Source organism: Enterococcus viikkiensis (genome assembly GCF_005405345.1).
Taxonomy (GTDB): Bacteria; Bacillota; Bacilli; order Lactobacillales; family Enterococcaceae; genus Enterococcus_A; species Enterococcus_A viikkiensis.
This window is the reverse complement of the sequence record NZ_BJDW01000037.1, coordinates 1-10,761: the sequence shown is the minus strand read 5'-3', so window position 1 is coordinate 10,761 and position 10,761 is coordinate 1. Positions and strand designations below refer to the sequence as shown.

The following is a 10,761-nucleotide window of genomic DNA, read 5'->3' as shown; positions in this document are numbered from 1 at the left end:
ACAAAAACGTTGATTTGACAGTATTTTAGAACATTTGTTTCGTAGTAATCCAACTAAGTGGGATCCGGCATGTGTCTGATTTAAATAGCATGGACCAACAGGCGAGAGCCTGTTTTTTTTGTGCCCTAATTTTGAACAAACAGTGAGGGACGGTGGCTGAAACCGTTGCTTCACTATTGGGGCTAACTATATAGAAAGAGGTTTTCATAATCAAGGCATCAGATTAAGACGCTTAGTGGAAGATTTACAAAAACTCAGAACGGGAGGAGTTGTTTGCACATTGACTTAGTAAAGGCCTGTTTTGATTGCCATGAACGAGTCTTTCCGACAACTGGTGAGAACTTAGCTAATCGTAAAGAAGTTCTTCAATCGGTAGAGTAAGCAAAATGAAACAAAGAAAGAGCAAGGTACTCCCACCTTTCTTTGTTTTTTTCAATTTCTATCAATCGATTGAAGCTGCTTGTGATTAGGAGTAAACTGAATGTATTCTATTCGGAGGTGGCAGGATGAAGGAAAAACAAGCATTTCATATAAATGGCTATATTGGTTTGGTGGGGCTGATCGCCCTTCTTTTGGCGGGAACAGGCCTGATTTTAGCAGGAAGCGGGACAGGAAGCGCCGTGTTTTTTGTCTTAGGAATTATCTTATGGGTGATCGCGCTCTTATTTCTTAGCTCATTAACAATCGTAGCGCCAAACAAAGCGATGGCCGTACTGTTTTTTGGGAAATATTTGGGAACTATCAAAGCAAATGGTCTATTTATCACAACACCGCTGACACGAAAAATTCCGATCTCGTTGAAGGTTCGTAATTTCAACAGCTCTTTGTTGAAGGTCAACGATTCGGATGGCAATCCGATTGAGATTTCTGCCGTCATTGTTTACCGAGTGGTGGATACGGCAAAGGCGCTATTCGATGTGGATTACTATTTGGATTTCGTTGAGATTCAAAGTGAAACGGCGATTCGACACATCGCGACGCAATACCCATACGACACTTTTAATGATGATGACCTGACCTTGCGTGGGAATACGGCCGAGGTTTCAGAAGAATTAGCCAAAGAACTGCAAGAACGTTTGGCTATGGCAGGTGTGGAAGTGATTGAGACACGGCTAAATCATTTGGCCTATGCAACAGAGATTGCTAACGCGATGTTACAGCGGCAACAGGCCAAAGCGATTCTGTCTGCGCGACAAACCATTGTTGAAGGGGCAGTTACCATGACACAAATGGCCTTGGAGCAAATCGAAAATGGGCAAGAAATTCATTTTACCGATGATCGTAAAGTCCAACTGATCAATAATTTATTGGTTTCTATCATTACCGACAAAGGAACTCAACCAGTTATCAACACTGGCGATCTGTCAGATAAGTAGGAGGAAGTCCAATGGAAAAATTATATATTAAGCAAAAAGTTTTTAGTATCGGTGAAAAATATACGGTGATGAATGAGAATCAAGAGCCTCGTTATTACGTAAAGGGAAGTTTTTTAAAGATTCCTAAGACCTTCACCATTGAGGATGAACAAAGTCGTGAGATCAGCAAAATTACGAAGAAGGTCATCAGTTTACTACCGAAATTCTTCGTTGAGATGAATGGGAAAGAAGCAATTGAGATCAGTAAGCATCTGACCTTTTTGAAGGCGAAATACGCTATTTCGGCTGAAGGCTTAACCGTTGATGGCAACTGGTGGGACATGGATTTTGAAGTTTCACAGCACGGACAGAAAGTAGCGGAAATCAACAAACGCTGGATTTCTTGGGGGGATACGTATGAAATCTCGATTTTTGATGAAGCATTGGAAGAGTTGATCATTTCATTAGTGATCGCGATTGATTGTGTCAAAGCCGATGAAGCGGCGTCATCTTCTTCAAGTTAAAACAAGACCGCAGTTGCGTAAGCAGCAGCGGTCTTGTTGCTTTATACAAACAGTTTAGTAGTATTCAAAAAATGAGTGTCTTGTTTGAAGAAGCGATCCGCTTAAAAAAGCGTCAGCTCCTGTAGCGTAGAGTTTTCAATTGTAAGTAATTGTTCTTTGATCTGTAGCCCTGCTTCACTAGAACCGGAATAACCCACTAGTTTGCCACTTTTTCCAATGACCCGATGGCAAGGAACAAGGATCGGCAGCGGATTGTTGCGGTTTGCTTGGCCAATGGCACGAACGGCTTTCGGTCGCTGGATTTTTTCGGCGACAGCTTGATAGCTGCAAGTCTCGCCGTAAGGAATCTCGGTTAGAGCCTGCCAAACTTCTCGTTGAAAGGGAGTGCCGGATTCAAACTGATAAGGGAGATCAAACGTTGTGCGATTACCAGAAAAAAATTCTTCTAACTGACTTTGGGACAGTGCTAGGATTGTTTGATTGGCCAAAGGGGTTTCGGCGAGTGGTGCATAAGAGACCCGGGTTAGAGCCTCTGAATTGGCGTCTAGCCAAATCGTTCCAACAATAGATTCAAATTGCATTGTTTCACCTGCTTTTTCTTTTGAAATAAAAAGGATTTTTTCCGTATGTAAGTTTTTTTATACTGCTGACGAAGGTGTTCTTTCAGCCTTTTTTCAGCTATATGTTACTATAGATGCAACTAAAAGAGTTGAAAAGAGGTAGAATAATGGAAAAAATTATTCTTTTACATACCAACGATCTCCATTCTCACTTGGAAAACTGGCCGAAGATTCGGCGTTTTCTTTTGAATCGTAAACAAGAGGAAACGGCTGAGAAAAAGATCATTACTGTCGATCTGGGAGATTTTGTGGATCGGTGGCATCCATTGACCGAAGCGACCAATGGGCAAGCGAATGTAGAATTAATGAATCAAATCAACTATGACGCGGCTACTATTGGCAACAACGAAGGGGTCGGCAATTCTAAAGTAGAACTGAATCAGTTATATGATCAAGCGAATTTTGATGTTTTGTTAGACAATCTATTCGATAAAACAACGCTTCAGCCTCCCGCTTGGTCACAAACATGCAAGGTCATTACGACTGAGCGAGGAACGAAGGTCGGTTTACTAGCGTTTACTGCACCATTTCCATTGACGTATAGCCCCAACGGTTGGGATATCCGTCAAGTGATGGACATATTACCAGACTTGGTTGCAGAACTACGGCCGAAAGTCGATGTGCTGGTTCTAATGAGTCATTTAGGAATCAGTGCGGATCGTCGGATTGCTCGTGAACTTCCTGCTATCGATGTGATTCTCGGTTCCCATACCCATCATTTATTTGAACAGGGGGAAATGGTGAATGGGGTTCAATTGGCGGCGGCTGGCAAGTATGGGTATTATGTTGGTGAAGTTCACGTGACTGTCGATGATGCGCATCATATCCAGAAAACGTCGGCCCGCACCTTTGCCACGGAAAAAATGTTGGAATTACCAGAGGATCAAGAAGAAATCGAAGGCTATCTGGAGACTGGGCATAAGCTGCTAGCAGCTAAGACTGTTGCAACGGTTCCTTTTACAATGTCAACGGAAATTCATGACGAGCATCCTATGATTGAGATTGGATTAGCAGCAGTGAAGGAAGCGGCCCAGACCGATGTCGCGATTTTAAATTCAGGTTTATTTTTAACTGATATTCCAGCAGGGATGGTGAATCAAGATCAGCTGCACACAGCCTTGCCGCACCCCATGCATTTAATCAGAGTCACGCTAGATGGTAATAATTTGATTCGCTTGATTTTAGAAATGGAAAAAAATCGTCATTTTCTGATTAATTTTCCTGTTATGGGAATGGGCTTTCGAGGCAAAGTCTTTGGTCATTTGGTTTATGACGGAATCGAATACGATGCGGTCAATCATCAAGTTCGCTGGCTGGGAGAATTGGTAGATCCTGAGTCGGAATATACGTTGGCAACTGTAGATCATTTTATGTTTGTGCCGTTTTTCCCGACGATCGAGATTGCAGGGCAGTACGAATTTTTATTCCCGGCATTTATCCGCAGTGTTTTGGGAGACTATCTCCACACTCACTACCCAACCAAATAAAAACAAGGTATAATAACAATCAGGTGGTGAAACGATGACAAATGAAAAACGCGACAAAAAAGAAAATACAAAAACGGCTGAAAAGTCAGTTACACAAGAACTGACAGAAGTCTTAGATGAAATCGTTGAGACGCCCGCTGAAGAAAAGAAAAAAGGCGAGTCCGTCGTTTTTGTAGATGAGAGCAACCTTTTAATTGGTGAACGCCAATATCGCTTAGTTAGAAATTATCGTGAAGGCTTTGATGCCGATCGTTTAGGTGAACGCTTTAGTGAGGTCTTAACGCGTTATGATTATATTGTTGGTGATTGGGGCTATGAGCAATTACGGTTGAAGGGCTTTTTCAGCGGGGACAACCGCAAAAGTCTGCCGGAACAACGCATTGACACGTTAGAAGATTATCTCTATGAGTATTGCAATTTCGGTTGTGCTTATTTTGTGTTGGAACGAACTGGCGGAAAAAGCCAGCAGCCCCGCAAAAAGCGCAAGCGTAAACGTAAAGATAAGCCGCAAGCATTTGTAGAAGAAAAAAAGGTCCCGATAACTGAGAAGAAACGGAAGAAACCTGTGATCAAAAACCGTGAGCCGAAAAAAGAAACACCAACAAAAACTAAAGAAAAAGACGAACGCTTCGTGATTCGTCAAAGAGAAGAGTAGTGGGATGTACAAAGGATATTTGATCGATTTAGATGGAACGATTTATCGCGGCAGCGAACCGATTCCTGCGGGACGCCGCTTTGTCGAACAATTACAGGCGCGTCAGATTCCGTTTTTATTTTTAACCAACAATACAACCAAGACGCCGGCAGCTGTTGCGGCCCGTTTAGCAAATGAGTTTTCGATCCATGTGAGTCCGGAGACCGTTTATACGGCGACATTAGCGACGATTGATTACATGGATGCGCTGGCTAAAGGCAAAAAAGTATTCGTGATTGGTGAGCCAGGACTGATCGATCCGATCTTAGCTGCGGGTTACGTTTGGGAAGAAGAAAATCCTGATTATGTGGTAGTAGGCTTGGATACACAGGTGACCTACGAGAAATTTGTGACGGCAACCTTAGCGATTCAAAAAGGCGCGACCTTCATCGGCACGAATCCCGATAAAAATATTCCAACTGAACGGGGGTTGCTACCAGGAGCTGGTTCAGTGATTGCTTTAGTTGAAGCGTCAACCCAGCAAAAGGCGCTCTACATTGGTAAGCCAGAAGCAACCATTATGGATAAAGCCGTGGAAATTCTAAATCTAGAAAAATCAGAGGTGATTATGGTAGGGGACAACTATACCACCGATATTATGGCGGGAATCAATAATCACATTGATTCACTGCTGGTCTTGTCGGGCTTTACTCAAAAAGCGGATGTTCCAACGTTACCGATTGCGCCGACCTACGTAGTAGATTCATTAGATGAGTGGGGCTTCGATGAATAAGAAGCGGCTGGAAGTTCTCGGGCTGATTTGTTTATTCGTGACCTTGCTGACTTTAGCTATCACCCTGACGATCAATGCTCGTTGGCTTTATCAATGGGACATTGGCCGCTTGAATTTGCTGGATATGACGATTCTATCAGAAAAGGAATTGTTACATAATTTCGGTCAGTTGATGCGATATTTGAACACACCTTGGGTCACGGAATTAAAAATGACGGATTTTCCGGTGTCAGCTAGTGGTGCCTTGCATTTTTATGAAGTGAAGAAGCTCTTTTTACTGAATTATGGCTTGTTGATCGTGACCGTTGGACCTAGCGTTTGGTATCTACGCCGTTTGGTGAAACAGCACCGCTTGTGGGAACTAATCCAACCATTTCGAATTGCGGTGGTTGTTCCGATCGTGGTGGCTTTTTTAATGGCAGTAAACTTTGACCGTTTTTTTATTATGTTTCATGGTGTCTTTTTCAATAATGACGCATGGATCTTTAATCCAGCAACTGACCCAATCATCGATGTCTTGCCGGAGACTTTTTTTCTCCATTGTTTTATTCTGTTTTTCATTTTATTAGAAATATTTTTGTTTTTACCGATTATCATTGGCAAAAGAGCATTAAAAAAAGAGCGCTAGGCTCTTTTTTTAATGCTCTTTAATGCACGATCGAATCTAATTTTCGAGGATGCTCATGAGCTAGACGACTAGCGGCCGACGCCGCAATCGCTCCTACAAGATCATCTAAAAAAGTATGGACATGTACACCGTCGTGAGCGTTTAATTTTTCTAAGATTCCCGGTTTAACCTTATCAATATAGCCATAATTGGTAAAGCCGATGGAGCCGTAAACATTTACGATAGAAAGGGCCATGATCTCATCGATCCCGTAAAGACCTTCATCCTCTTCCAAAATATCTTGTAAAGGCGAGTCCAGTTTCTTTTCTTCCGCTAATTTATCCAGTTGGATGCCGGTAATGATTGCGTTGTGAACCTCTCTTTTAGTCAATACACGATTGACACTATGAATACATAATTCGATATCCAATTTATCAATATAATCCTTTTGTAAAAAGTACACCAAATCAGCGATGTCGCGAATCGTCACGCCGCGCTCTTCTAATAGTTCCCGCGCTTTTTGCTCCAGCGCTGTCGTTTCAAAAACCATAAGCTGCCTCCTTTTTCGTATTAAAGTATTTATCTTTCTTGCAGAAAAAATTTGATCGTCATCCGTATGGTTTCTTTCTTGTATCGGTACTCGCTAAAAAGGATCAGCCTTGGTTTTGTGGAAAGAGACTTGAGCTATGACCTGGCTGTGTCCGATTTTTAGGGTTGATGTAATGCAAGGCATTATTAACAGCCGTAGGGGCTTCGCCCATACCAGTTGCAATCAATTTAACCTTCCCATCATACGTAGTGATGTCCCCGCAAGCGTAAACGCCGGGAATCGAGGTCCGCATATCTGACTCGACTAAGATTGCTTGCCGAGTACTTTCTAAGCCCCAAGATTTTAAATGGTCCAACGAAGAAGAAAAACCATAATTGACGATCAAGTAATCGATGTTCAAGTTAATTGTCTCATCACTTTTCGCTTTTTGTAAAGTCAGAACCTCCAAGTTTTGTTCCCCGTGGAGTTCTTTTAAAATATACGGTGTGTAAATATTCACCGAGGATTCTTTTAATTGCTGGACGCTGTGTTCGTGACCGCGGAAAGTATCACGCCGATGAATGATAGAGACCTCTGCAGCGATTGGCTCTAGCATCAATGCCCAATCGATCGCTGAGTCGCCGCCGCCGGCAATCGCGACTTTTTTCCCGGCATATTTCATCAAGTCGGTAATGTAGTAGTCGATGCCGTGGTATTCATAGGCTTCAGCACCGTCAATCATTAATTTTCGCGGTTGAAAAGAACCATTGCCAATCGCTAATACCACAGCTTTTGTGTAGTGGCTATCTTTTGTGGTAACTAATTCTAAATAGTCTTCGTGTTGTTTTAATTCCAAGACTTCCTCGTCTAAACAATAAGTGTGAGCGAAAGTCCGTAGTTGTTTTTCTAAGTTGCCAACTAAATCCGCGGCTTTGACTGATGGAAAGCCGGGGATGTCATAGATATTTTTTTCAGGATAAAGGGTCGTCAACTGGCCGCCGAGTTGCGGCAAACTATCGATCAGTTTCGTTTTTGCTTGACGAATTCCAGCGTAAAAAGCAGCAAACATTCCAATTGGACCTGCACCAACGATTGTAATATCATAAATTTCCATATCAACACCCTTTCTTTCCGATTAATTGTAACAAATAAATCAATGAGAAAGAACCGCTTAGCTCCAAGAGGTGGCAAATCAAGAAAAGTTTGTTATGATAGATACAGTAAAAATAAAGGAGGACATTGAAGTGACTCAATTTCCACAATTAAACTTAGCAGAAGAAAAAGGTCCGAAAGCGACGATTAAAACAAATATGGGGGATATAACAGTTCAATTATTTCCAGAAGAAGCACCGAAAACAGTGAAAAACTTCGTTGAGTTAGCCCAAAAAGGCTACTATGATGGCGTGATTTTCCACCGCGTGATTCCTGATTTCATGATTCAAGGTGGCGACCCAACCGGTACTGGTATGGGTGGGGAAAGTATCTACGGTGAAAAATTCGAAGATGAATTCTCCCGTAACTTATTTAACTTACGGGGTGCCTTATCAATGGCTAATGCGGGTCCAAACACAAACGGCAGCCAATTCTTTATTGTAAACAATCAAAATGTGCCTGCCAACATGATGACTCAATTAGAAGAAGCAGGCTTCCCTGGTGAAATCGTTGAAACATACAAACAAGGTGGAACTCCTTGGTTAGACTTCCGTCATACAGTCTTTGGACATGTAGTAGAAGGTATGGATGTCGTCGATACTATTGGTGCTGCTAAACGTGGACCGCAAGATAAACCAGTCAATGATATCGTCATTGAATCAATCGAAATTACTGAATAAAAAAATACGGCCAATTGGCCGTATTTTTTAATTTAAAGCAGTAACGATACATTGTAGTCCTTCTTCAAGGATCTTTCTCGGACAAGCAACATTCAAACGCATGTGCTGTTTGCCACTAGGACCGTAGCTTACTCCCGTGTTTAACACAACTTTTCCTTTATGAACCAATAAATTCTCCAATTCCTCATCAGAAAAACCATAGCTAGAAAAATCCACCCACAATAGATAGGTTCCTTCCGGTTTCATAATCGTGGCTCTTGGCAAATGTTTTTGGAAAAAGTCCAGCGTATAAGCAACATTGCCTTGAAGATAGTCTAATAGTTCCTTCAACCAAGTATCTCCTGTTCGATAAGCGGCTTCCATTCCCACTAAACCAAAGGTATTGATTTCTTGTTGGAAATTTTCTTCTTGCTTATGAGTCAATTGTTTTTTCAATCGCTCGTTTTTTACGAAGGCGATGGAATTTTTGATTCCAGCCAAATTAAACGTTTTAGTCATGGAAGTAAATTGAACACTAAAGTCACTGAAAGAATCCCCAGCATCAACAAAAGAAGTCATTTCGTGAGGCACAAATACCAAGTCTTGATGAATTTCATCACTCAAGACGAGGACACTATATTTTTTACAAAGCTCGCCTAATTGATGTAACTCATCTCTCGTCCAGACGCGTCCGCCAGGATTGTGAGGGTTACATAAAATCATCAGCCTGATCTTTTCATGTTTGAATTTTTCCTCGATGTCAGCAAGGTCCGTTATGAAACGGCCATTTTCTTCAATTAAACGACTACGAATCAATTTGCGGCGATTTGTTGTGATGATGTGGGCAAATGGCGGATAGACGGGATCATGGATTAAGATGGCATCGTTTGGCTCTGTAAATGCTTGAAGGGCGGTTGTGATCCCGGCTAACACACCAGAGAAAAACAGTATTTCGCTTTTTTTAACAGTAAGTTGGTGATGTCGCTGTTCCCAAGCAATAATGCTTTCGTACAAACTCTCTGGAGTATCTGTATAGCCGATCACTCCATGGTTTATGACGTCTTGGTATGCCTCTAAGACACCGTGAGGCGCTTTGAAATCCATATCGGCGATCCACAGAGGTAGGAGCGCCTCTTCATTATATGTTTTTAAAATCGTGTCCCACTTTATGCTGTTGGTTCCGATGCGATTAATCGGTTCATTAAAATTAGTCAATTTCTTTCCTCCCTGTTGATTAACTTCTATTTATTCCCTAAATACAGTATAATGATTCTTGCGAAAAGAGGGAAATGAATGGGATATAAAATTGGAAATATTATTGAAGGTCGCGTGACTGGAATTCAACCTTATGGGGCGTTTATTTCATTGGACGATCAAACACAAGGGCTGATTCATGTATCAGAAGTACAATCAGGTTATACGAAAAACATTCACAATTTTTTAGAAGTTGGTCAGAAGGTCAAGGTTCAGATTATTGATATCGATGAGTATACCCAAAAAATTAGTCTGTCTTTGCGGACCTTAACGGAGCATCCCGTAGAAACTGCCTATCATCGAAAACGTTACTTTACGAATCGAAATAAAAATATTGGGTTTCGTTCGCTCGAAAAAAATATGCCTATTTGGATTAGCGAAGCAATTGATTATTTACTGAAAGAAAGCAATGGAAAACAATAAACGATTTTATGCAAAGAATTTCTTTTTTTCTGAAAGCGTGGTACAATGAGGTCGATTTATGAGTAGCTAATGTAGAGGTGAAAATTGTGACGAAACAAGTATCAGGAACAATCATGTTGCATTTAGAAGATGGATCGAAACGTTTTTTAGTTCACGAAACTGAAGGTAGTAAAGAGTTTGCTCGCACTGATACCCAAACGGAAACAACTGTATTAGCCAGTTTTTTGAATTTTTTGAAAAGTAATGTACATATTGATGTCAATCACATCCGCTTAGTAGAGTTGACGAACACGCAATCAAACGGCGCCAACACGCCTTTATATGTTTTTGAAATGATGAGTGAAGAAGCGACCGAATTGCCCAAAGACTTTGCTTGGGAGACGCCAGATAGTGTTAGAGAAATCCTCGGAACAATAGAAATAGAAGGTGTACCATTATTTGAATAAGGAACATCTAAAAAGAACTTATAAAAATAAGTTCTTTTTTTTGAAAAAAATAGTTGACCTATACTAAATTAAGTGGTAAATTAAGTAACGTTGTCGAGGCAGTAAAGCCGAACAATGACTTTTGAAATTTAAATTAATTCAAAAAAGTTGTTGACATTCACTCAGTAACCTGTTATGATATAAAAGTTGCTGAAACAAAGTGACAAACAACGTAGACCTTTGAAAACTGAACGAATAAAACAAACCAAATGTGTAGGGCGCTTCTTTTATAGAAGCAA

General features: G+C 41.2%; 13 protein-coding genes. 9 read left to right on the top strand and 4 right to left on the bottom strand.

Going from position 1 to position 10,761, the window contains the following annotated elements; translation table 11 throughout:
- Positions 1 to 506 precede the first annotated feature (506 nt).
- Both FFM67_RS12075 and FFM67_RS12070 read left to right on the top strand, forming a co-directional pair.
- Positions 507 to 1,376: an SPFH domain-containing protein gene (locus tag FFM67_RS12075; protein WP_137614788.1), complete on the top strand. Its 870-nt coding sequence runs from the start codon at positions 507 to 509 to the stop codon at positions 1,374 to 1,376.
- An 11-nt stretch (positions 1,377 to 1,387) separates the two neighbouring features.
- Entirely contained in the window at positions 1,388 to 1,879 is a 492-nt protein-coding gene (locus tag FFM67_RS12070; protein ID WP_137614787.1) for an LURP-one-related/scramblase family protein, read from the top strand.
- Between the two features lie 101 nt (positions 1,880 to 1,980).
- Here FFM67_RS12070 and FFM67_RS12065 read toward each other — a convergent pair whose 3' ends face one another.
- Positions 1,981 to 2,460, bottom strand: coding sequence for a methylated-DNA--[protein]-cysteine S-methyltransferase (locus FFM67_RS12065; RefSeq protein ID WP_137614786.1), 480 nt, complete (start codon positions 2,458 to 2,460; stop codon positions 1,981 to 1,983).
- A gap of 146 nt (positions 2,461 to 2,606) precedes the next feature.
- Between FFM67_RS12065 and FFM67_RS12060 the strand changes: the two genes are divergently transcribed.
- From FFM67_RS12060 to FFM67_RS12045, 4 genes are read left to right on the top strand one after another with little or no spacing between them, the layout of a single operon-like run.
- Positions 2,607 to 3,986 (top strand): bifunctional metallophosphatase/5'-nucleotidase, encoded by a 1,380-nt coding sequence (locus tag FFM67_RS12060; protein ID WP_137614785.1) that lies wholly within the window; start codon positions 2,607 to 2,609, stop codon positions 3,984 to 3,986.
- A gap of 34 nt (positions 3,987 to 4,020) precedes the next feature.
- Positions 4,021 to 4,641 (top strand): YutD family protein, encoded by a 621-nt coding sequence (locus tag FFM67_RS12055; protein WP_137614784.1) that lies wholly within the window; start codon positions 4,021 to 4,023, stop codon positions 4,639 to 4,641.
- 4 nt (positions 4,642 to 4,645) lie between these two features.
- Positions 4,646 to 5,413: a TIGR01457 family HAD-type hydrolase gene (locus tag FFM67_RS12050; RefSeq protein ID WP_137614783.1), complete on the top strand. Its 768-nt coding sequence runs from the start codon at positions 4,646 to 4,648 to the stop codon at positions 5,411 to 5,413.
- Positions 5,406 to 6,041, top strand: coding sequence for a TIGR01906 family membrane protein (locus FFM67_RS12045; RefSeq protein ID WP_137614782.1), 636 nt, complete (start codon positions 5,406 to 5,408; stop codon positions 6,039 to 6,041). The genes FFM67_RS12050 and FFM67_RS12045 overlap by 8 nt, the downstream gene beginning before the upstream one ends.
- A 19-nt stretch (positions 6,042 to 6,060) precedes the next feature.
- On the opposite strand, the gene FFM67_RS12040 is transcribed toward FFM67_RS12045, so the two are convergent.
- Entirely contained in the window at positions 6,061 to 6,570 is a 510-nt protein-coding gene (locus FFM67_RS12040) for a phosphatidylglycerophosphatase A family protein (protein ID WP_071863403.1), read from the bottom strand.
- A gap of 103 nt (positions 6,571 to 6,673) precedes the next feature.
- The gene (locus tag FFM67_RS12035) at positions 6,674 to 7,663 is read right to left on the bottom strand and encodes an NAD(P)/FAD-dependent oxidoreductase (protein ID WP_137614781.1); all 990 of its coding nucleotides are present in this window, start codon (positions 7,661 to 7,663) and stop codon (positions 6,674 to 6,676) included.
- Positions 7,664 to 7,793: 130 nt separating this feature from the next.
- Here FFM67_RS12035 and FFM67_RS12030 point away from each other — a divergent pair, with 130 nt between their 5' ends.
- Positions 7,794 to 8,381 carry a peptidylprolyl isomerase gene (locus FFM67_RS12030; RefSeq protein WP_137614780.1) on the top strand — a complete coding sequence of 196 codons (588 nt, stop codon included), beginning with the start codon at positions 7,794 to 7,796 and terminating at the stop codon, positions 8,379 to 8,381.
- A 27-nt stretch (positions 8,382 to 8,408) separates the two neighbouring features.
- On the opposite strand, the gene FFM67_RS12025 is transcribed toward FFM67_RS12030, so the two are convergent.
- Entirely contained in the window at positions 8,409 to 9,575 is a 1,167-nt protein-coding gene (locus FFM67_RS12025) for a MalY/PatB family protein (RefSeq protein ID WP_137614779.1), read from the bottom strand.
- A 78-nt stretch (positions 9,576 to 9,653) separates the two neighbouring features.
- Here FFM67_RS12025 and FFM67_RS12020 point away from each other — a divergent pair, with 78 nt between their 5' ends.
- Complete coding sequence (locus tag FFM67_RS12020) at positions 9,654 to 10,037, top strand: CvfD/Ygs/GSP13 family RNA-binding post-transcriptional regulator (RefSeq protein ID WP_137614778.1); 384 nt, start codon at positions 9,654 to 9,656, stop codon at positions 10,035 to 10,037.
- Between the two features lie 83 nt (positions 10,038 to 10,120).
- Positions 10,121 to 10,483 (top strand): hypothetical protein, encoded by a 363-nt coding sequence (locus tag FFM67_RS12015; protein WP_174784481.1) that lies wholly within the window; start codon positions 10,121 to 10,123, stop codon positions 10,481 to 10,483.
- The last annotated feature ends 278 nt before the right edge of the window (positions 10,484 to 10,761 follow it).

What these genes read in the sequence shown, in the direction of transcription:
- FFM67_RS12075 (WP_137614788.1), top strand. Translation starts at nt 507, where the DNA reads ATGAAGGAAAAACAAGCATTTCATATAAATGGCTATATTGGTTTGGTG.
- FFM67_RS12070 (WP_137614787.1), top strand. Translation starts at nt 1,388, where the DNA reads ATGGAAAAATTATATATTAAGCAAAAAGTTTTTAGTATCGGTGAAAAA.
- FFM67_RS12065 (WP_137614786.1), bottom strand. Translation starts at nt 2,460, where the DNA reads ATGCAATTTGAATCTATTGTTGGAACGATTTGGCTAGACGCCAATTCA.
- FFM67_RS12060 (WP_137614785.1), top strand. Translation starts at nt 2,607, where the DNA reads ATGGAAAAAATTATTCTTTTACATACCAACGATCTCCATTCTCACTTG.
- FFM67_RS12055 (WP_137614784.1), top strand. Translation starts at nt 4,021, where the DNA reads ATGACAAATGAAAAACGCGACAAAAAAGAAAATACAAAAACGGCTGAA.
- FFM67_RS12050 (WP_137614783.1), top strand. Translation starts at nt 4,646, where the DNA reads ATGTACAAAGGATATTTGATCGATTTAGATGGAACGATTTATCGCGGC.
- FFM67_RS12045 (WP_137614782.1), top strand. Translation starts at nt 5,406, where the DNA reads ATGAATAAGAAGCGGCTGGAAGTTCTCGGGCTGATTTGTTTATTCGTG.
- FFM67_RS12040 (WP_071863403.1), bottom strand. Translation starts at nt 6,570, where the DNA reads ATGGTTTTTGAAACGACAGCGCTGGAGCAAAAAGCGCGGGAACTATTA.
- FFM67_RS12035 (WP_137614781.1), bottom strand. Translation starts at nt 7,663, where the DNA reads ATGGAAATTTATGATATTACAATCGTTGGTGCAGGTCCAATTGGAATG.
- FFM67_RS12020 (WP_137614778.1), top strand. Translation starts at nt 9,654, where the DNA reads ATGGGATATAAAATTGGAAATATTATTGAAGGTCGCGTGACTGGAATT.